Genomic DNA, 22,115 nt, shown 5'->3' with positions numbered 1-22,115 from the left:
TTTCAATTTAATACTATTTCTTATTAGGAAGGTCTAAGCCGTATCCCCTATTTCTGTCAACTCTTCTTAGTATAAGGCTAAGAATAATAGCAGCAATACCGAAACCTGTAAAAATTAGTTCAGGAACTGTATAGTTGTATGCCGTAGCCGTTAGTTCTCCTGATGCAATTTTTTCTGAAACACCCGGATTTGATTTCGTAAGAGCATAACCAATAAGCATTGGAACGCCCCATAATCCCCAGTTTTGAATCCAAAAAATTAATCCATAAGCAGACCCAAGGTAGCGACTTTCTACAATTTTTGGTACAGATGGCCACATTGAAGCAGGAACTAATGAGAATGCAATGCCAAGAATAACAATCGTAAATATTGCAATTGCTGAATTAAAAGATTCTGCTGGCACTAAGGCAAAGATAAGGTGCGAAGCAGTTAATAGAATAGCTCCATATAGCATCATTTTTGCTCCCAAGCCCTTTTTGTCAAGGAAGAAACCGATAAATGGAGTAAGGATCATGGCCCCTATAGGAAACATAGAAACATAACGAGATGCAATTCCTTCTGCTATATCTAGTTTACTTGCAAGCATTTGAGGTGCAAATCTCTGGAATGGAAAAATTGCAGAATAAAATAGAACGCAAAGACCTGCAATGGCAAGAAAACCAGGGTTTGTAAATATTTTACCAATATCGCTAATTTTAAATTCATCTTCAGGATCAGAAGTTGCGCTAATATTTAATTGTTTATCCAACTTTGCATCCATGAAAGTATAGGTTAGGAAAGTTAGGAATCCAATGCAAAGGAAAGCACATCCCCAAATAAATGAATTTGCAGGTCCTCCGTTTGTAGCAAAAATAGGAGATAGCCACATTACTGCAAATACACCTAAACGGGCTAAAGCCATTTCCAATCCCATAGCAAGAGCTAGTTCTTTCCCTTTAAACCATTTAACGATAGTCTTCGATACGGTAATTCCGGCCATTTCGACACCGATGCCAAAAACGGCAAAACCTAAACAGGCTATCCATACAGTATTAGGATAGGTCATCCATAATAGGGTTGATACTCCGTCTTTTCCGACAAATGTCAGCGCATAAATTTTTATCAATGCCCCAAGTACCATTGTAATACCAGCCGTAATTAGGGTAAAACGAATTCCCATCTTATCGAGGATAATCCCTGAAATGATTAAAAATCCGAGGAATACATTAAAGAAAAATTCTTGTCCACCATAAAAACCAAATGCGTCTGAACTCCAATGGTATTGAGTTTCCAGCATAGTTTTTAGTGGAGATGCCACGTCTACGAAGAAGTAGGCAAAAAACATTGTTGAAGATATCAACACAAGCGCAATCCACCTTGCAGTCTTTGACTCAGAGAGTGCGTGCTGAATTTTTTCTGTCATTGTTGTAGATTAAATTTTAGATTGTGGCAAAACTAAACAAAATGAGCTAACATTAACCTTAAAAAGGTGGCAATTTTACGCTAAAAGCGATAAAAAATATAACACATTTTAAATTATTGATTTTTAAGAAATAGTTTCTCTCCAACTATTTCAATGTTTCCATTATCTATCAGCCAGTTGAGTACGATCAGCGCTTTTTCGGGAGCGCATGCTAGCCCATTTATCAACTCATTAGGTAAAATGCCAGCAGAAGTTATGTTTTGCTTTATATTCCCTTTTATTATCTCGAAATCATAGTTTGTTAGGTCCAGCTCATTTTTTTCGAGGCAAACGTCACATACTCCACATTGCTTATCTATTTTTTCGCCAAAGTAGGCCAGTAGCTGCTGGTTTCTGCATTTATGTGTGTTACAGTATTCGAGCATTGAGTCAAGTCGCTTTTGGTAGCGATCCTTTCTATACTTATAGTTTTCAGGAGAAAAACGGATATTTTTATCATCTAATCGTTCTTCCGTGAAAATAATGAGCGGAGTTTTTTTTCGAGGGATATAGGTTATTACGTTTGTTTTAGCGAGCTGCTTAAGTAACTCGTAGATAACTTGTGGAGTGGTGTTGGATGCACGAGCAAGGTATCCTTCGTCGATATTTACATAGTTGGAAAAAAGGCCAGTATAAGATCTAAGCAGCAGCTTTGATATAGCCTCAAGCTCCTTTCTGGACACTTGAACTTTATACAAATCCTCCCTCGAAACGGTAAACATTGCTCTTGAGGGATTATCCAGCTCATCAGTTACCTCTAAATAGCCTTCTCCTTTGAGTATTTGTATTGCATTGTATACAATTAGCGAACTCATTCTGTACTGGGTGCAGAATTCAATCAGATTGAAATCGTAGACGCTACCTTTTCCTCCTCCATACGGAATATTGTAAAAGGAGTGAAGTGCACTATAAATCCTTTTAACTTCGTCGATAGGCGGAAATGACTTCTCCAGCTTATCTCGAGATCGGACTTCATCGGCATTGCTATAAAGCAGTACGGCATATGCTTTTTTAAGATCTCGTCCAGCGCGTCCTGCTTCCTGAAAGTATGCTTCAACGCAATCAGGAATATCCATATGAACAACAAAACGAACATCTGGCTTGTCAATCCCCATTCCAAATGCATTGGTTGCTACAATTACTCGAATCTGATTTTTAATCCATTTATCTTGCTTTAAACTCCTCATTTCTGTAGATAGCCCCGCATGATAGAAATCTGCGGAAATGCCAGCTTTGGCCAGTGCTGTTGCAATTTCCTTTGTTTTGTTACGATTTCTAACATAAACTACTCCAGAGCCCTTTACATTATTCGCAATTTTAATCAGCTGCTGCTCCTTATCGTCGCAAGTACGCACCACATAAGCAAGATTAGATCGCTCAAAACTGGATTGAAATAGCCGACCATCTTTGAAGCATAATTTTTCTTGTATATCAGCAGCAACTTCTGGTGTTGCCGTTGCTGTTACAGCGAGCACAGGAACTCCAGGTAGCCGCTTGCGTAGCTCTGCTATCTCTAAGTAGGATGGACGAAAATCGTAACCCCACTGTGAAATACAGTGAGCTTCATCTACAGCAATCATGCTAATGGTCATGTTTTGAAGACGGGCCAGAAAAAGATCTGTTCCAACTCGCTCTGGCGAAAGGTAAAGAAACTTGACATTGCCGTATGCAACATTATCTAATGCTATATCTATTTCTCTGCCTGTAAGACCTGAGTGAATGGCAATAGCGCTAATACTTTTCTTCTTTAAATTTTCCACCTGATCCTTCATCAGCGCAATAAGAGGAGAAACAACCAAGCAAGTGCCTCCCATTGCTAAAGCAGGAATTTGAAAGGTTATAGATTTACCTCCGCCTGTAGGCATTAAAGCAAGCGTGTCGTGTCCTTCGTAAACCGACTGTATGATGTCGAGTTGCAATGGACGAAACTGGCTATAACCGTAATGTTTTTTGAGTATTTGATGAAAAAGATCCATTGGAAGTGTTGTTGTCCCAACTACAAATATAGAATTTATTCAAAGACAGACTTCGCATTAGCGCATACCTAACTAAACAGTAGAATAGACCATGTCGCAATAAGGCGGAATGGGTTTTACTGAAAACAGTACGCAAATGTTAATGAGACAATCTGCAATTTATTCAACTACATAAACTATCATATTGAAAGGCAAACAGGTAAAATGTATTGATAGATTCAATGCAAAGTCCCATAGTTTAATAAAAAATGTAAACTATATCGATTTCGGGTAATAGAGATAAATAAAATTGCTAATTTTGCTCAATTTTAAAAAATACTTCCAGATGTCGTTCATTACTGAAAAGCTCGTAACCGAAGGATTAACTTTCGATGATGTACTCTTAGTACCAGCCTATTCTGAAGTTTTACCACGCAACGTTGACATTTCAACCCGTTTTACCCGCAACATTAAGTTAAACGCTCCTATTGTATCTGCCGCAATGGATACCGTTACGGAGGCCGATTTGGCAATTGCTATTGCACGCGAAGGCGGTATTGGGGTGATTCATAAGAATATGTCAATAGAAGCACAAGCTGCTCAAGTTCGTAAGGTAAAACGTGCCGAAAATGGGATGATTTACGATCCTATAACGCTACATTTTTCGGGGACTGTTGGCGATGCGCTTCAGCTGATGAAGGAAAATAAAATTGGAGGAATTCCCGTAGTCGATGACAACAATGTTCTTGTGGGAATTGTTACCAATCGCGATTTGCGTTTTCAGGAAGACATGTCTCGTCCGGTACATGAAGTTATGACTTCTGAAAATATCATAACAACAATGTCGTCGGAGTTGGATAAGGCTACAGATATCCTAAAAAAGAATAAGATAGAGAAACTACCTGTTGTTGACAAGGATAATAAGCTTGTAGGCCTTCTCACTTTCAAAGATATTACAAAGATAAAGGACAATCCAAATGCTTGTAAGGATTCAAAAGGACGCCTAAGAGCGGCAGCTGGAGTTGGGGTTACGCCAGATTCTATGGCTAGAATAAAAGCTCTAGTGGAGGCAAATGTAGATGCTATCGTCATTGATACCGCTCATGGGCACTCTAAAGGTGTTGTTGACCTTCTTAAGTTGGTGAAAAAAAGTTATCCAACGCTAGAAGTCGTTATTGGAAATATTGCAACAGGAGAAGCCGCTCGTATGTTGGTAGATGCGGGTGCTGATGCCGTTAAAGTTGGTATTGGACCTGGCTCAATCTGTACCACCCGCGTAATCGCAGGTGTTGGAGTTCCTCAGTTGGAAGCAATTTGGGATGTATATGCAGCAATAAAGGATACTGGAGTTCCAATTATTGCAGATGGAGGGATCCGTTATTCTGGAGATATTGTAAAAGCACTGGCTGCAGGAGCAGATACAATAATGGCTGGATCTATGTTTGCTGGTGTTGAAGAGTCGCCAGGAGAAACCATTATCTATAATGGTCGCAAGTTTAAGTCATATCGGGGAATGGGATCGCTTGATGCAATGCAGCAAGGTTCAAAAGATCGCTACTTTCAAGATGTAGAAGAGGATGTTAAAAAGTTGGTTCCAGAGGGGATCGTAGCTAGAGTTCCATTTAAGGGGAATTTGGCAGAAGTGCTCTACCAAATGATTGGTGGATTACGGGCAGGTATGGGGTACTGCGGAGCTCCTAATATTACCGATCTTAAAAATGCTCGTTTCATTCGTATTACCAATTCTGGAATAAACGAAAGCCATCCTCACGATGTTCAAATAACTCGCGAAGCACCAAATTATAGCAGATAATTTGTAACAAGCATATTTAGGAGGATGCTCTAACAGCAGTTAGTCATCCTCTTTTTCATTGTAACTAGATGGTAATTAAGAGGATTTGATGATTAGCATTCAATTGTTGAAAAATATTTTCATCATTTCTCCAATAAATTGACTTTGAAACGCGTTATCATTGCAATAAAATCGGCTATTTGCCTATTTTTGTAAACCGTCGTTCATTACGATTAATACTGAAAATGAGGAAAACCATTATAGTTGCAGCATTAGGTCTGATTTTTGTCTCTTGCTCGTATTTTAAAGATGCACAGGAAGAACCAGTCGCCGAAGTGTATGGTAACAAGTTATATCTATCGCAAATAAAAAGTATTTTCCCTGCAGGAATTAAGCCTGCAGACAGCTTAGTGCTGCTTAGAAGCTACATTGAAAGCTGGTCACGGAAGCAAATATTGCTGCATATTGCCGAGGATAACCTATCCACGTCTGATAAGGATTTAACTCAGCAACTCGAAGACTACCGTACAACATTGCTTATAAATCTTTATGAACAGCAGTTTTTGAGTCAGAATTTGGACACCAATATCACCAAAGAGGAAATGCAAAAGGTGTACAACCAAAATTCTCAAACGTTTATACTTCCAGCATCTATTGTCCGCGCTTTATATATTAAAGTAAAATCAAACTCTCCCTATATTGGAAAGTTTCGTGATCTCTATAAGCAAAGTGGGGAGTCAAATATGAGAGCGTTAGAAAATTTAGGTAAACAGGCTGCCGAAAATTTTGATTATTTCAACGATAGTTGGGTGTATTTTAACGAGATATTGGGAGAACTGCCTGTAAAACCCGACAATGCCGATGAATTTTTGGTAAAGAATCCTAACTTCGAGCAGAAAGATTCAACCTACACCTACTTTGTTTCAGTGCGACAGTATAAAATGAAAGGTGCAATATCACCCTTTGAGTTTGAGCGAGAGTCCATCAAAAATATCATTCTAAATAAACGTCGACAAGAATTGATTCAAAACTTCGAAAAGAATATTTTTGAAGACGCAAAGAAGAATGAAAAAGTACGAGTTTACATTGACAATAAATAAAATTCTATATGCAAAGGCTTTCTAAAGTACTATTTACGTTACTTTTTGTGGCTACCGGGTTGATGTCGTTTGCCCAACAAAAAGGTGCAATTGACTATGTTGTAGCAATTGTTGGAAAAGACATTATTCTTGCCTCCGATATTGAGCAACGCTTACTTATGATGAAACAAAGTGGAGAAATGCCAACTTCTGGTGACCCTAAGTGCATCATATTGGAGCAAATGCTTACTGAGAAGCTGCTCCTAAATCAAGCTCGGTTAGATAGCCTTAAAATCAACTCAATGGGCGTTGAAGGTGCTTTAGAAGATCGTTTAGATCGTATGGTTGCAACGTTGGGCTCCATGAAAGCCGTAGAAGAGATGTATAAAAAAACATCATTTCAAATTAAACAGGAGCTGAGAGAAACTATCAAAGATCAATATTTGGCGAACCAGATGCAGGGTACAATCAACGAAAAAGTAACCATTACTCCAAGTGATGTACAGAAGTACTTTAGTGCCCGCCCCAAAGATAGCCTACCACTATTACCCGATCAGTACGTATTCCGTCAAATAGTTCTTTATCCTCCAGCAAGTGGTGATGCCAAGTTGGAAGCACGTCAGAAGCTTCTTTCCATTCGTGAGCGTGTACTTAAAGGGGAAAAATTTGCAAATTTAGCTATTCTATATTCTCAAGATATTGAATCAGCCAAAAGAGGAGGAGAATTAGGCCTCGCATCTGCTAAGAATTATGTTAAGCCATTTGCAGATGCCTGCTCTAATTTGAAGGAAGGTCAAGTATCCAACATCGTAGAAACGGAGTATGGCTTTCATATTATCCAAATGGTAGAGCGTCGTGGTGATTTATTCAACGCGCGTCACATTCTGATTAAACCTGAATTTTCAGCAGAAGATCATCTAAAAGTAAAAAACAAGCTGGATAGTATTGCTCGTCTAATCCGTCAGGATTCTATCAAATTCGATTTGGCAGCCCTACGTTTTTCGGAAGACAAAAATACTCGTTTAAGTGGAGGACTAGTTGTTAATCAAGTTCCTGTGCAATCCAACACAAACTATAATTCAACAAAGTTTGACAAAGATTTTATTAACAAAGCAGATTATTTTGCAATTAGCAACTTGAAAGAAGGCCAGATATCAGACCCCTACGAATCTATTGATGAGGCAGGACAGTCGATTGTGAAAATTATGAAAATTGAAAAGTTCATTCCTTCACACGTTGCGAACTTAAAAGATGATTTTAAACTTTTGCAGGATATCGCATTACAAGAAAAGCAACGAAGATATTTTGATCAATGGTTAACTGAAAAAATTCAATCCATGTATATCAAAATTGACCCTTCGTTTGGAAACTGTGTTTTTGAAAGAAAAGGTTGGTTTAAAAAGTAGTAGATGAAGTTACTTTCCAAATTATTGTTTATTCTCTTTACGATTCAGGCGAGTTCTATCTTTGCTCAAGATTGGTCGGTTTCTGGTGATAACTATCGATTTATAAATGGAGTAGGGGTTCTCGACAATGCCAAAGCAGTAAAAGGGAGTGCTACCATTACTAGTAATACAGGAACTTCGGAAGGAGATATAATTAGGTTCATTGGAAATGTGATCCTGAGAAAGGATGGTATGATTTTGTATGCTTCTGATATGGTTATCAATAAGGTAACGGATATTGCAGAAATCAGAAGCAGTGGAGGTGTTGTTAAAATCGTTAATAAAGATGGAACGACTCTCGAATCTCCATTTATTAACTACAAATTAAAAGATGAAATTTTTTACTTTTTTGGAGGTGGCGTAATTACTTCTGATGGAAATATTATTGAGAGTGAAAGTGGAACGCATTACGAAAAAGAAGGTCGTACCTATTTAAAAAATAAAGTTCAAGCCTACAATAAAAGTTATTTAGCCACAGCAGATTCTGCAAACTATAATAAGAATGCAAAGGTGATGACCATTTTAGGTCGTACTACCATATGGCATAAAGATGGTATCCTCACTGCTAAAAAGGGGACCTATCATGAGCCTTCAAAAACATTCAGGCTATTTGAAAACTCCTATGCTCTCTCAAAAGAGCATCAGGCTTGGGCTGACTCAGTTGTTTATGATAAGCAGAGAGAGCACCTCTTTTTAGGCAAGAATACATGCATCCTCGATACTGCTAACCATTCAGCTTTACTTGCTGATAATGGCTTTATAGATAAAAAGAAGGAGTATGCCTTTGCTACTAAAAATGCTGTTGGTATAACATTTCAACCAAAAGAAGATAGCTTATTCTTGAGAGCAGATACATTGAAGGTGCTTAATGTTAGGAATAAGCACGTTACAACAAAAGATTCGTTGATACGTTTTGTAAAAGCGCTTGGGACAGTAAGGTACTATCGTAAAGATCTTCAAGGTACTGCAGACTCTCTTGTTTATTCGACAAAAGATTCCATAATGTATATGTATGGAATTCCTATTATATGGAACGAACAAAATCAAATTACAGCCGACTCTATTTCCGTATTTACTAAAAACAAAAAAGTTGATAGAGCTGAGCTTGTTTTGAACTCTTTTATAGCACAGAAGGAAACTGAAAAATACTACAACCAAATAAAAGGTCGTAGCATGACGGTTTTTTTTAACGATAAAAATAAGATTTCGAAAGTAGACGTAAAGGGCAACGGTCAAACGGTCTATTTTGTCAAAGACAGTACCGAAATTGAAGGCGTGAATTTGGCAACAAGCAGTAATATTGGAATAAATTTGGACGAAGGAAAGGTTTCAACAATGGTTTTTAAGGTAAAACCAGAATCGAATATTTTCCCGCTAGGTAAAGTTGAAGAATCCCAGATAAAACTTAAAGGATTTAAATGGACGCCAGAAAATCGTCCGACGAGTCGTTTTGATATAACGAGAAAGATTGTTAGAAAAGATCAGTCTAAGGAGGTTGAGGCGATTCCTAAGCCTACATTCCCATACTACCTGCAAATATATGGCAAGAAGCTCGATACGACATTTAAAGAATAAATAAGGGGATCAAATGATCCCCTTATTTATTTCTTCTAATACTCATCTTCATTAAAGAAAAAGTCATCTTTACTTGGATAATCAGGCCAAATATCCTCGATGCTCTCGTATATTTCACCTTCATCCTCAATCTCTTGAAGATTTTCAATAACCTCAAGAGGAGCACCCGATCGGGTTGCATAGTCAATAAGCTCATCTTTAGATGCAGGCCATGGAGCGTCTTCTAGTTTTGATGCAAGTTCTAGTGTCCAATACATAGTGAATGGGTTAAAATAATTCGCTAAATCTGTTAATGGAGCTTTAAGGCTCTTATCATGTTGCAAATTAAAAAAAAATATTTTTTAATCTACACGCGGATGCCATGGAATTTCGTTTATGTTGGCATCCTTAACACACTTTCGTGCCAAAATAAACAGAAAATCAGATAAACGGTTCAAATATTGGGTACATTGCTCTGGTACTTCTGATTCCTCGCTTAACCGTAAAACAGCACGTTCTGCTCTACGACAAATTGTTCGGGCTATTTGGCAGTGCGATGAGAGAATTGTACCACCAGGAATAACAAAAGATCGCATTGCAGGGACTTCTGCCGTAAATTCATCAATTTTCGCTTCAATATATGTAAAATCATCGCTAATAATTTGTGGAATTTTATAGCCATGATCTACCTTCTCGAATGATAGAATTCCTCCAATGGTCATTAATCTATCCAATACTTCTAAAAGAACTTCTTTAACATATTGATCGTCTGAAGTATCTCTTATAAGACCTACGTATGCGGTGAGCTCATCTACAGTGCCATATGCCTCTATACGTGGATGCGTTTTAGAAACCCTCGTACCTGAGGCCAGCGAGGTATTTCCTTTGTCTCCAGTTTTAGTGTAAAGCTTCATTTTAATTAGATTAAACAGGCTAATTTTCCAACTTAACTTCTTGAAATAGTGTTGGATTTTCGTTGATGTAATCCGACTCTATTACGCCATCTCTAAGACGAACGATTCTTCTGGCATGCTTGGCAATGTCCTCTTCGTGAGTTACAACAATTATTGTATTCCCCTTTTTATATATTTCCTCAAACAGATTCATAATATCAATTGAGGTTTTGGTATCTAGGTTGCCTGTTGGCTCATCTGCCAAAATAATGGAAGGCTTGTTGATGAGCGCACGCGCAACTGCTACACGCTGTCTTTGCCCCCCTGAGAGCTCGTTTGGCTTATGATCCATACGATCGGTCAGCCCAACATTTTCAAGGGATTCTCTAGCCTTTATTTCTCGTTCTTCTTTGGTATATCCTGCATAAATGAGTGGTAACATCACGTTATCCAGAGCGGAATAACGTGGAAGCAAGTTAAATGTTTGAAATACGAAGCCAATTTCCTTATTTCTTACGTCGGCAAGCTCGTCATCAACCATTTTACTTACATCAGTACCATTTAGAATATAGACACCATCCGTAGGGGTATCCAAACAGCCTAAAATATTCATTAGGGTTGTTTTTCCTGAACCCGAAGGGCCCATGATTGCTACATACTCATTTGCTCCAATCTGGATATCTACACCACGAAGTGCTTTAACAACCTGCGTTCCTACTTTATAGAACTTTGTTATTCCTTGGATATCGATGATACTAGTTTTAGACATAAGCGATGCCAAATAATTTTCTTGAAATTAAGAAAAAAATCAATATCTTATCACATACTCTTCCTTTTGTAGTTCAGGATTTAAAAAAAGCATGCCCATTCTCCCCAAATCGACAGATACTCTTACCTTTGAGTGTTCTTTTATCTTATTCCATGCTAATTGCATTTCAGCCGACCATCTGATATCGTCAATTATTATAAATGCGTTTGAGGAGGTATGCCTCATAATGCCATCGACATAGCTAATGGTTGAGCTGTAGCTATGCGAACCATCGATAAAAACAAGGTCGAACAACTCCTTGTCTAAACAATTTAGATAATCCTCAAAGCTACAAGTTTTAATTGAAACATTTTTGATATCCAGTGCTTCCATGCATTTACTTGATATGGACGCATAGCTAGACATGCCCTCTACAGAGACAATTTGGGTTTTCAAATTTTGATATGCGAGATAGAAACTAGAAACACCAAGACCAGAACCCAGTTCGAGGATGTGTCGTGGTTGATAGTTTTTTACAATATTGTTTAGCAGTTTACCATATTTTGGAGTAATACTAATCTTACGAAACTGCGTATTGCTTGTTATACAACCCGACTTACATTTGGCTCCAAATGTACTTTGTTCAATATATTTAGGGGCTATTTTATTAAAAGCACGTTCATATAATCGCGAGTTAGGCTGCTTATGCGCCTTCATTAGGGTGTTTCTGACAAAATCATACATGAAAGGCGAATGTACTCCGTGCCCTCTCCAATGCTTAGCCCCTATTAAATACTTGATAAATTCTGCTACCTGAAAGACTTTCTTCATCATTTTGCTAATTGACTGCAAATTTAAAACATAATTTAGAGTATTTTTGATTGTAAAATTAATAAAAGGCAATGCGTTCGAGCATTTTGAACAGTGAGATAAAGTTTATACCAGGAGTTGGTCCCAAAAGAGCTCAACTTTTGGAAAAAGAGTTGAGTATAAAAACATTTGAAGATCTTCTTTACACATTCCCCTTTAGGTATGTTGATAGGTCTAAGTTTTACTTGATTTCGGAGTTGCATGCCGATATGCCTTACGTTCAGATCAGGGGAAAATTCACACGGTTTGATCAAGTTGGAGATGGACGGTCGAAACGGCTAGTTGGATACTTTAGCGATGGACGATCTTCAATTGAGGTTATTTGGTTTCAAGGAATAAAGTGGATTAAAGACAAGTACAAGGCAGGTACCGATTACGTACTATTCGGCAAACCTTCTACTTTTAATGGAAAATTAAATATTGCTCATCCTGAAATTGAAGTTCCTAAAGTAGAGGTAGGAATAATAAATACGGCAATACATGGCGTTTATTGTAGCACAGAAACTCTAAAAGATAGTTTTTTGTCAACTAAAGCGTTTTCTAGAATTGTTGCCACTTTGCTACAAACGGTAGCAAACCAAATAGGAGAATCGCTTCCTGATTACTTGGTTAAAAAGCTCAAGTTGCTCCCTTTACGGGATGCCCTTATCAATGTACATTTCCCTCAAAGTTCGCATTTACTTCAATCAGCCATACAACGATTAAAATTTGAGGAGCTATTCTATATTCAAATAAATCTGCTTAAACAAAAAGTTCTAAGAGAAAGAGGTTTTAAGGGGCTGTTATGTAAGATTGTTGGTGATAAATTCAATACTTTTTATCACGATTACCTTCCATTTCCTCTAACTAATGCTCAAAAAAGAGTCATAAAGGAAATGCGTGCTGATATGGGGAGTGGAAGGCAAATGAATCGCCTTTTGCAGGGGGATGTAGGAAGTGGCAAAACGCTTGTAGCCTTAATGATGTCTTTGATAGCCAGTGATAATGGCTACCAGGTTAGCTTGATGGCTCCAACAGAAATTCTAGCAACTCAGCACTATGAGTCCATTCGCTCAATGCTCAAAGATATGCCTGTAGAAGTAGCATTATTGACAGGATCTACGAAAAAACGCGAGCGAAAACACCTGCATGAACAGCTCGTAGCCGGGAAAATAAACCTCCTTATAGGAACTCATGCACTGATCGAAGATGTTGTTCAATTTCGTAATTTAGGCTTAGTTATAATCGATGAGCAGCACCGATTTGGCGTTATGCAAAGGGCGAAGTTATGGACTAAGAATCATCAGCCACCGCATATTATTGTAATGTCAGCAACCCCAATTCCTAGAACATTGGCAATGACGATGTACGGAGATTTAGATGTTTCTGTCATTGATGAGCTTCCACCTGGGCGCAAACCAATTACAACTATTCATTTTACAGATAGCCATAGAAGAAGACTCTTTGGATTTATGAAAGAGGAGATTGCCAAGGGCCGTCAGATTTACGTGGTATATCCGCTGATAAAGGAATCTGAAAAAATGGACTATAAAGATTTAGAAGATGGCTATGAAAGCATAACAAGGGCGTTTCCATTTCCAGATTACGTGACCGTAGTACTACATGGAAAAATGAAAGCAGAAGATAAAGATCTTGCAATGGCTCAATTTGCCAGTGGAAAGGCAAACATAATGGTTGCAACAACCGTCATTGAGGTTGGAGTTAACGTGCCGAATGCTTCGGTTATGGTTATTGAGAGTGCAGAGCGCTTTGGGCTCTCGCAGCTGCATCAGCTAAGAGGACGTGTTGGGCGTGGAGCGGAACAGTCATTTTGCATACTGATGTCTGGCCATAAGCTTTCCAAAGAATCAAAAAAACGCTTAGAAACTATGGTAGACACTAGCGATGGCTTTGAAATAGCCGAAGTCGACTTAAAGCTGAGAGGGCCTGGTGATTTGGAAGGAACACAACAAAGTGGCATTGCTTTCGATCTAAAAATTGCTAACTTGGCTAAGGATGGAAAAATCCTCCAGTATGCAAGAACAGTTGCAGAAGAGGTTCTTAAAGAGGATCCTACACTAGATAATCCTCAAAATGTAGTAATAAAAGAACAGTTGCAAAGATTATCCCCAGAAAATAAAGTAAATCTGAAAGAGATTAGCTAATGTTGAAGTCGAATTGTAAGGTTACAGGAATGAAATTTGTGTCAGTATTAATAGTCATGCTATCGCTCTGCGTTAGTGCAGCGAAGGGACAATCATCTAACTGCGGTATAAATACAGGAGAATCCACGAGAGTATTTAAAGTTGGAGAGGAATTAAAAATTGTAGTTAGCTACAACTGGTTTTTCGTATGGACTGACGTGGTTGATGTGTGGTTAAAAACAACGCGAGAAGTAAAAAATGGGAAAGATGCTATTAGAGTAAGTGGCTTTGGAAAATCAAGATCTTTTTACGACTGGTTTTATCAAGTACGAGATATTTACGAAACATGGCTCGATCCGGCCACTTTGCGTCCTTTATTTTTTAATCGAGACATAAATGAAGATGGTTATCTTCTTAAAAATTTTTACACCTACAATTGGGATAAAAACCAAATAGTAGCACGAATTCAGAAAAAAAAGGATCCTGCCTATTTTGATACTATCTCTGTATCGCCCTGCGCTAGTGATGCTATTTCTTTAATCTATAATATTCGAAATATTGATTTTAGTAGGCTCTCGCCCGGACAGTCAGTTCCTGTTCAAATCGTTTTCGATAGCAAGGCTCATGATATTAGCATAAAATACGACAAGAAGGAAACCATTAAGGTAAAAGGAGTTGGTGAATTTCGTTGTATAAAACTTTCTGCTAAAATGGTAAAGAGCAGGGCATTTACAGGAAAAGAAAATATGTTTATTTGGTTAACCGACGACCAAAATAGGTTGCCAATCTACATGGAGTCACCAATTAAGGTTGGAACTATCAAGGCTAGAATAACGGAAATGAGCAACCTAAAGTATCCCCTAACGTCCAAAATAAGTAAATAAACCCATCCTGATAATTTAGATTAATTATTAATAGACTGTTTTTTACGGCTTTTAACTATTGCAGATAGACAAGTAACCTCCCTTTTGCTTTAAATTCGGAACTTTATAAAAAAAGCCCTTAATTATAGTTCCTGAAATGTCACATCAAAGTGCGAAAATAGAGCATGTAGGTGTCGTTGAATTTGTTTCTGCAGAGACAATATGCGTAAGTATTGTAAGCACTTCGGCATGCGGATCATGCCATGCAAAAGGTGCTTGCTCCATGTCTGAACAGACGCAAAAACAAATACACATACCCAATGAAGGTCAACTAGTTAGCAAAGGTGATACTGTTAATCTAGTGCTGGAAGTCTCGACTGGATTAAAATCGGTATTTTTTGCTTACTTGATACCTGTCTTAATTTTAATAGTAGGTCTTTGGGGATACTCAACATTTTTAAAATCAGAGGGTATATCAGCATTGCTCACATTAGCAACAATCGCTTCATACTATTTGCTTCTCTACCTATTTCGAAAAAAGTTGGAGCGAAAATTTATCATGAAAATTGAAACGTATTAGCCTAAATAAGCCCTATAATGAACACAACAATTCTTTTAACTGTAATCACGCTTAGCCTTTTGGGCATTGTATTGGCAGTTATTCTCTACTTTGTTGCCGAAAAGTTTAAGGTGTACGAAGACCCTCGCATTGATGATGTAGAGGCTCTTTTGCCTGGAGCAAACTGCGGTGGCTGTGGGTATCCTGGCTGTAGAGGATTGGCAGATGCAATTGTCAAAGCGGAGACAATGGATAACCTTTTTTGCCCTGTTGGCGGAAATGAGACCATGTTGACTATCGCAAAATCGTTAGGACGTGAAGCTGCAGCCAAAGATCCAATGGTTGCTGTAATTAGATGCAACGGAACATTTGCTCATCGTAAGACGATCAACATGTATGATGGTGCTCCATCTTGTGCCATTGCATCTGCAACCTATTCTGGAGAAACTGGCTGCCAATTTGGATGTCTTGGATTTGGAGATTGTGTAAATGTATGCAACTTCGATGCTATCAAAATTGAGCCAACAACTGGACTTCCTTTTGTTAACGAAGAAAAATGTACGGCCTGTGGCGCTTGTGTAAAAGCATGTCCGAAGGTTATTATTGAACTTCGTAAAAAGGGTCCAAAGAGCCGGCGTGTCTTCGTTTCCTGCATCAATAAGGACAAAGGAGCTATAGCACGAAAAGCTTGTGGATCTGCATGTATTGGATGCGGAAAATGCGTAAAAACGTGCCCTTTCGAGGCAATTACACTTGAAAACAACCTTGCTTACATCAATTTTGAGAAGTGTAAATTGTGCAGAAAATGCGTAGAGGCTTGTCCTACTTCTGCAATATGGGAGGTAAATTTTCCCGCTAAACCAAAGTCCGAAAACGCTGCATCTGTAGCCGAACTTTAAGTTTATTCATCTAAAATAATTGGAGGTAAACGTGTTACGAACATTCAAACTAGGAGGTATCCATCCTCCTGAAAATAAGTTATCTGCCAATAAAAAGGTAGAAACGCTCGCATTACCTGAAATTGCATATATTCCATTAGCACAACATATTGGAGCACCTGCAACGCCTATTGTTGTTAAAGGTGATTTTGTAAAAGTAGGCCAACTTATTGCTGCTGCAAGTGGATTTGTATCGGCTAATATTCATGCGTCAGTATCAGGAACAGTGCAAGGTATTGAAAGTATTGTTGATACCAGCGGTTATGCTCGTCCCTCTATCGCTATAAAAGTCGAAGGCGACGAATGGTTAGATTCGATTGATTGCTCGAATGCACTACAGGAAGAAATTCGATTATCGGCATCCGAAATTATTTCCCGAATCGCTGAAATGGGAGTTGTAGGAATGGGAGGAGCCACATTTCCTACAAATATAAAACTAGCGGTACCTACAGGAAAAAAAGCAGACGTATTAATTATCAATGGTGTCGAATGTGAGCCATTCCTTACTGCTGATGATCGAGTAATGCTAGAAAGAGGAGAGGAGTTACTTGTTGGTATACGAGTTTTAATGAAATCCTTGAATGTTTCTAAAGCAATTATTGGCATTGAAAATAATAAAAAGGAAGCTATAGCTCATCTATCGTCGTTAGCAAAAAGGTATTCAGAAATATCTATTCAGCCATTAAAAGTAAAGTATCCTCAAGGTGGTGAGAAACAGCTTATAAAAGCCACCATTAACAGAGAAGTACCTTCCGGAGGTCTCCCTATAGACGTAGGGGCGGTTGTACAAAACGTAGGTACAGCATTGGCTGCTTATGAAGCAGTTCAAAAAAGCAAGCCATTAATCGAGCGTGTAGTTACAGTTACAGGGTTGACTCATATTGATCCTTCAAACTTTCGTGTACGCATAGGAACTCCTATTAGTCAACTTATAGAAAAGGTCGGCGGATTACCAGAATGCAAGGTAAAGGTTGTCAGCGGAGGTCCAATGATGGGAAAAGCGTTATCTACAGCTTCCTCTCCAGTAACTAAGGGAACTAGCGGCATTTTGATTATGGCTGATGATTTAGCGTTACGCCCTGTAAAATCAGAATGTATTCGCTGTGCTAAATGCGTTAGCGTCTGTCCAATGGGCTTGCAGCCATTCCTCTTAAATAAAATGAGCATGCGTAAGATGTATCCAGAACTTGAAGCAAATCGAATAACCGATTGCATTGAGTGTGGTTCTTGCTCTTATACATGTCCAGCAGGAATTCCATTACTAGACTTTATTCGTAATGGAAAAGGAAACGTAATGCAAATTATGCGTTCCAGAAAAAAGTAGAACCGAACATCGATAAAAAATGGAAAAACAATTTATAGTAGCGCCCTCGCCCCATATCCATGGTGAATATTCAACGCAACGAATTATGTTGGATGTTATCATAGCAATGTTACCGGCTTGGGCTGTATCAATATATTTTTTTGGACTAGGAGCTGTTTTAACAACCTTAATAGCAGTTGTTTCCTGCGTTACTTTCGAGTTCCTGATTCAGAAATATCTGATTAAAGGTCCGGTAACAATACTGAACTTATCAGCCGTTGTTACTGGTATGTTGTTGGCATTCAATGTACCAACAAACATATCTCCTTTGATAGTCGTGCTCGGATCGCTAATTGCCATTGGAGTCGCCAAAATGAGTTTTGGTGGGTTAGGGGCGAACATGTTTAATCCAGCATTAGTAGGACGTGTTTTTTTGCTGATTTCCTTTCCTGTACAAATGACATCTTGGCCACTACCAAGTTTAGCTCGAACCGAGTATCTTGATGCAGTCACAGGTGCAACACCGCTAGGCGTTGTAAAGGAGGCCCTGAAGGCTGGAAAACCGATTTCAGAAATTTACAGCTCAATTCCATCGTATATGGATCTTTTTCTAGGAAACATGGGAGGTTCATTAGGTGAGATTTCGGCTTTAGCATTACTTCTAGGATTTGCCTACTTGCTAATAAGGAAGGTTATTACATGGCATATTCCTGTTACGATTGTGGCTACAATGATCCTATTTACAGGAATTCTCTGGGGAGTAAATCCACAAAAATACATGGATCCATTATTTCACATCCTAACAGGCGGCGTTCTTCTTGGAGCGATTTTTATGGCAACAGACTATGTAACCTCTCCTATGACTTTAAGGGGAATGATTTACTATGCAGTTGGCATAGCATTGCTTACTGTCATAATTCGTGTTTGGGGGGCATATCCAGAAGGAGTCTCATTTGCAATACTACTGATGAATGCCGTTACCCCTCTAATCAACAAGTATGTGAAACCTAATAAATTTGGGGAGGTTGTGAAGCATGGCTAAAGAATCATCTTTCAAAAATATGGTGATAACGCTGCTTGTTATCTCATTTTTTGCGTCTGCTGCGCTAGGAGGTGTATATCTTATCACACTAAAACCTATTGAAGCCGCAAAATCAAAAAAAATAAATAACGCTATTCAAAAAGTTGTTCCTCCATTTGACAATAATCCAGGAGATGAAGTCTACAAAATAGCAGTCGATGGCGATACGTTACGTCTGTATCCAGCCAGAAAAGGAGGAAAACTAGTAGGAACTGCTATTGAAACATTTACCAATAAAGGATTTTCGGGGCATTTTACGCTGATGGTTGGTCTTTTAACAGATGGTTCAATTAGTAGTATAGAAGTTTTAAGCCACAAAGAAACTCCCGGCTTAGGCGATAAGATGGAAAAAAGCAAATCAAACTTTAGCGTTCAGTTTGAAGGTAAGAATCCGGCAACATTTAAAATGATGGTAAAAAAGGATGGAGGGGATGTTGATGCAATTACGGCCTCGACGATAACCTCTAGAGCATTTACTGATGCCGTAAATCGCGCATATAATGCCTATATGAAAGGAGGAAAGCATGAGTAGCATATCTAATCTAACAAGAGGTATCCTAAGAGAAAATCCAACATTTGTACTTCTTTTGGGAATGTGCCCAACCTTGGCTACAACTACATCTGCGTTAAATGGACTTGGAATGGGAGCTGCAACCTTATTTGTACTTGCTCTGTCCAATGCGGCAATTTCATTGATTGCAGGGCTAATTCCGGCTAAGGTCCGAATTCCTGCATATATTGTGGTAATTGCCACCTTTGTAACCATGGTAGATTTGCTGATGCAGGCCTATGTCCCAGCGTTGTATGCCACTTTAGGTATCTTTATTCCTTTAATTGTGGTGAACTGTATCGTGCTAGGTCGCGCAGAAGCATTTGCGTCAAAGAATGGTGTTTTGGATTCAATGTTTGATGGAGTAGGAATGGGGATGGGATTTACGCTATCCTTAACAATACTAGGTGCAGTAAGAGAGCTGCTTGGAAGTTGGTCTGTATTTGGCCATAAGCTTGTACAGACAGATGGAATGCTTGTTTTTGTTTTAGCACCCGGAGCATTTCTGGTGCTAGGCTATTTGATGGTATTGTTCAACCGCATCAACAAAAAATAAAGGAGTATGGAAATTCTAATTCTTGTTATATCAGCAATTTTTGTTAACAATATTGTTCTATCTCAATTTTTGGGAATATGCCCCTTCTTAGGTGTTTCTAACAAGGTCGAAACCTCGCTAGGTATGGCTGGTGCCGTAACATTTGTAATGGCTCTTGCTACGCTTATTACTTGGCTCCTCCAGAAGTATATTCTGATGCCGTTGAACATCACTTTTATGCAAACCATTTCATTTATTTTGGTAATTGCTGCGTTGGTACAGATGGTCGAAATTATACTTAAAAAAATAAGTCCTGCTCTATATCAGGCATTGGGTGTATTTCTTCCGCTTATAACAACAAACTGTGCTGTTTTAGGGATGGCGATTCTTGTCCATCAAAAAAATCTTGACCTATTTGCAAGTATTGTTTACGCAGTAGCCTCTGCTATAGGATTTGGATTAGCATTGGTGCTTTTTGCCGGTTTGCGTGAAGAGATGGAGATGAATAATGTACCCAAGGAGATGAAAGGAATTCCAATTGCTTTGATAACTGCAAGTATCCTAGCAATGGCATTTATGGGATTCTCGGGAATTGTTTAAAATAGATTCAGAGACTAAAGCGAGCTTGTAATAATGCAAGCTCGCTTTTTTTATAGATAAAAGCCTATTCTTAAATTTGTAGGCAAGAAACTTCAAAAAAGTATTGACACCATCGTTGAATATTCATAATTTTATATGATACATTAAACTTGGTGCAATGAAAAAAGTTAACTCTAACTTCTGGTTATTAACCATAGTCCTCTTATTAGTTGTAGCAATTGTTGGTTTAAGGATTTTATGGGAATTACAGCCTCAAAAAAAGGTAAACTTGCTGGTAATTGACAAAACAGTGCTAAACCAAGAAGTTCAGGAGCACAAATCGTTATTTTGGGTTCTTAAAAACGAAAAAATAGTACCGAATAGCTTATCCATGTATGAGCCTAAAACTGATTATAAAGGCTTTTTCCCAGATGGTAAAGGAAATTACAAAATTAACGATTTAGAATCTTATTCAAACGCTAGTTTAAAGGCTTATGCATCCCGATTGGATGCTGTTTACTATGCCGATATGTATGGTGTTTACACTGGAGAGTGGACGGAATTTTATGAAAAATCCATGTCTAAAGATTCTTTGAATCTTTACCTAGAGAGAACATCCTTGATATACGGGGGAATGTCGTCTAAGGATCTTTTCTTGCTTAAAGCAATGAAAAGTTTAAACAAGCTTATTGTTGTTGAGTTTAATGCAATAGCATCTCCAGCTTCAGATGGAGTCAGACAAGATTTTGAAAAAACATTCGGAGTGAAATGGACTGGCTGGATTGGCCGATTTTATCAGACTCTGGATACAAATAAAAATAAGGAACTTCCTATTTGGTTAAAAAAACGATATTTAGAGCAAAATAATGGCGTCTGGCCATTTCATAAAGCAGGCATCGCCTTTATAAATAAAGGCGATCGAGTTGTAATCGTCGAACATGGCACTCACTTAATATCGAGCACTCCCAAAATAGTTACAAACACTATTTACAAAGATAGGTACGAGCTGCCGTCTTCAATTCGCTACAGTTATTGGTTTGATGTTGTGGAGTCTACTTCCGCTAACGATGTAATTTCAAATTACATTCTGGATGTAAATGAGAAGGGACGTCACGTATTAGATAGCAATCATATTCCAAGTTTTTTTCCGGCTGTTATCAAGAGTCAGGGGGAAAATGCAAAGTTTTACTATCTAGCAGGCGATTTTTCAGATATTCCAGTATCCATGACAGGTGCAAAATACTACCGAATTAATAGGCCATTAGGCCTCCTTCGAAGAGGAAATTTGGAGCAACGCAAAGGGTTTATGTGGAGGTTTTACACGCCATTAATTAGAAATATTTTTAATTACGGCCTAGAAAATTAATATTGGTTGGCTAAAAATTGTGTATACGTAAAAAGCAACAAACGATACGTTTTGCTATTCTAGATTGAATCATAAATAAATAGAGAGGCCGAGTATATCTACTCGGCCTATTCTAATTGAGGGTGTCTGATTCCCCAAAGTTTTGCAATCCAACATTGCAGGCCCTTTTAACAGGATGGAGGCCTCACGGTATCCATATCAATGAAGAATTAGACAAAACCCAAATATTACCAACATCCGTTGTAACCATTTAACTGCCAGCTGTCACCTAAAAAACATATAACCAACTGCTATAAATTCCCTGTTGTATGGATTCAGGTAAATATATCTTTAGCCTTCATGAAGAGTACTACTTTATTATGAAGTAAATCTAAGATAGTTTTAAATAAAATATGCTGACAAATACAAATATATATTAACAGGAAATTGTTAATAACATGT

At 38.2% G+C, this 22,115-nt stretch carries 20 protein-coding genes; 14 read left to right on the top strand and 6 right to left on the bottom strand.

Annotation, left to right across the window (positions count from 1 at the left end):
- Positions 1-13: 13 nt before the first annotated feature.
- Entirely contained in the window at positions 14-1,402 is a 1,389-nt protein-coding gene (locus tag L990_RS14140; protein ID WP_047450692.1) for an MFS transporter, read from the bottom strand.
- A 113-nt stretch (positions 1,403-1,515) separates the two neighbouring features.
- The gene (locus L990_RS14135) at positions 1,516-3,417 is read right to left on the bottom strand and encodes an ATP-dependent DNA helicase RecQ (RefSeq protein ID WP_047450690.1); all 1,902 of its coding nucleotides are present in this window, start codon (positions 3,415-3,417) and stop codon (positions 1,516-1,518) included.
- 325 nt (positions 3,418-3,742) lie between these two features.
- Here L990_RS14135 and guaB point away from each other — a divergent pair, with 325 nt between their 5' ends.
- From guaB to L990_RS14115, 4 genes are all read left to right on the top strand, one after another.
- On the top strand, positions 3,743-5,209 hold the full coding sequence (gene guaB / locus L990_RS14130) for an IMP dehydrogenase (RefSeq protein ID WP_047450688.1): 1,467 nt from the start codon (positions 3,743-3,745) through the stop codon (positions 5,207-5,209).
- A 224-nt stretch (positions 5,210-5,433) separates the two neighbouring features.
- A complete protein-coding gene (locus L990_RS14125; RefSeq protein ID WP_047450685.1) occupies positions 5,434-6,288 on the top strand; it encodes a hypothetical protein in 855 nt (284 codons plus the stop codon).
- 8 nt (positions 6,289-6,296) lie between these two features.
- Positions 6,297-7,673: a peptidylprolyl isomerase gene (locus L990_RS14120; RefSeq protein ID WP_047450681.1), complete on the top strand. Its 1,377-nt coding sequence runs from the start codon at positions 6,297-6,299 to the stop codon at positions 7,671-7,673.
- Between the two features lie 3 nt (positions 7,674-7,676).
- Positions 7,677-9,287, top strand: coding sequence for an LptA/OstA family protein (locus L990_RS14115; RefSeq protein ID WP_047450679.1), 1,611 nt, complete (start codon positions 7,677-7,679; stop codon positions 9,285-9,287).
- A 35-nt stretch (positions 9,288-9,322) separates the two neighbouring features.
- Here L990_RS14115 and L990_RS14110 read toward each other — a convergent pair whose 3' ends face one another.
- From L990_RS14110 to L990_RS14095, 4 genes are all read right to left on the bottom strand, one after another.
- Complete coding sequence (locus L990_RS14110; protein WP_047450676.1) at positions 9,323-9,544, bottom strand: DUF2795 domain-containing protein; 222 nt, start codon at positions 9,542-9,544, stop codon at positions 9,323-9,325.
- Positions 9,545-9,628: 84 nt separating this feature from the next.
- Positions 9,629-10,180 carry a cob(I)yrinic acid a,c-diamide adenosyltransferase gene (locus tag L990_RS14105; protein WP_047450673.1) on the bottom strand — a complete coding sequence of 184 codons (552 nt, stop codon included), beginning with the start codon at positions 10,178-10,180 and terminating at the stop codon, positions 9,629-9,631.
- 19 nt (positions 10,181-10,199) lie between these two features.
- Positions 10,200-10,928 (bottom strand): ABC transporter ATP-binding protein, encoded by a 729-nt coding sequence (locus L990_RS14100; protein ID WP_047450670.1) that lies wholly within the window; start codon positions 10,926-10,928, stop codon positions 10,200-10,202.
- Between the two features lie 39 nt (positions 10,929-10,967).
- Positions 10,968-11,741 carry an O-methyltransferase gene (locus L990_RS14095; RefSeq protein WP_081981723.1) on the bottom strand — a complete coding sequence of 258 codons (774 nt, stop codon included), beginning with the start codon at positions 11,739-11,741 and terminating at the stop codon, positions 10,968-10,970.
- Positions 11,742-11,809: 68 nt separating this feature from the next.
- On the opposite strand from L990_RS14095, the gene recG reads away from it, so the two are divergent.
- The 10 genes from recG (at position 11,810) to L990_RS14045 (ending at position 21,674) form a co-directional block, all read left to right on the top strand.
- Entirely contained in the window at positions 11,810-13,921 is a 2,112-nt protein-coding gene (recG, locus tag L990_RS14090) for an ATP-dependent DNA helicase RecG (RefSeq protein WP_047450664.1), read from the top strand.
- Positions 13,921-14,784, top strand: coding sequence for a DUF3108 domain-containing protein (locus tag L990_RS14085; RefSeq protein ID WP_081981722.1), 864 nt, complete (start codon positions 13,921-13,923; stop codon positions 14,782-14,784). Before recG ends, L990_RS14085 begins: the two co-directional genes overlap by 1 nt.
- A 136-nt stretch (positions 14,785-14,920) precedes the next feature.
- On the top strand, positions 14,921-15,343 hold the full coding sequence (locus L990_RS14080; RefSeq protein WP_047450662.1) for a SoxR reducing system RseC family protein: 423 nt from the start codon (positions 14,921-14,923) through the stop codon (positions 15,341-15,343).
- A gap of 17 nt (positions 15,344-15,360) precedes the next feature.
- Positions 15,361-16,221 carry a Fe-S cluster domain-containing protein gene (locus L990_RS14075; protein ID WP_047450660.1) on the top strand — a complete coding sequence of 287 codons (861 nt, stop codon included), beginning with the start codon at positions 15,361-15,363 and terminating at the stop codon, positions 16,219-16,221.
- Positions 16,222-16,252: 31 nt separating this feature from the next.
- Positions 16,253-17,584: an electron transport complex subunit RsxC gene (rsxC, locus tag L990_RS14070; RefSeq protein WP_047450719.1), complete on the top strand. Its 1,332-nt coding sequence runs from the start codon at positions 16,253-16,255 to the stop codon at positions 17,582-17,584.
- A 19-nt stretch (positions 17,585-17,603) separates the two neighbouring features.
- The gene (locus L990_RS14065) at positions 17,604-18,605 is read left to right on the top strand and encodes an RnfABCDGE type electron transport complex subunit D (protein ID WP_047450657.1); all 1,002 of its coding nucleotides are present in this window, start codon (positions 17,604-17,606) and stop codon (positions 18,603-18,605) included.
- Positions 18,606-18,624: 19 nt separating this feature from the next.
- A complete protein-coding gene (locus L990_RS14060) occupies positions 18,625-19,176 on the top strand; it encodes an RnfABCDGE type electron transport complex subunit G (protein ID WP_231562283.1) in 552 nt (183 codons plus the stop codon).
- Positions 19,169-19,750: an RnfABCDGE type electron transport complex subunit E gene (locus L990_RS14055; protein ID WP_047450651.1), complete on the top strand. Its 582-nt coding sequence runs from the start codon at positions 19,169-19,171 to the stop codon at positions 19,748-19,750. The genes L990_RS14060 and L990_RS14055 overlap by 8 nt, the downstream gene beginning before the upstream one ends.
- A 6-nt stretch (positions 19,751-19,756) precedes the next feature.
- A complete protein-coding gene (gene rsxA / locus L990_RS14050) occupies positions 19,757-20,329 on the top strand; it encodes an electron transport complex subunit RsxA (protein ID WP_047450649.1) in 573 nt (190 codons plus the stop codon).
- A 157-nt stretch (positions 20,330-20,486) separates the two neighbouring features.
- On the top strand, positions 20,487-21,674 hold the full coding sequence (locus tag L990_RS14045) for a hypothetical protein (RefSeq protein ID WP_047450647.1): 1,188 nt from the start codon (positions 20,487-20,489) through the stop codon (positions 21,672-21,674).
- Positions 21,675-22,115 lie beyond the last annotated feature (441 nt).

The organism is Alistipes sp. ZOR0009 (genome assembly GCF_000798815.1).
Lineage (GTDB): Bacteria > Bacteroidota > Bacteroidia > Bacteroidales > ZOR0009 > Acetobacteroides.
This window is presented reverse-complemented; position numbering and strand designations above follow the sequence as displayed.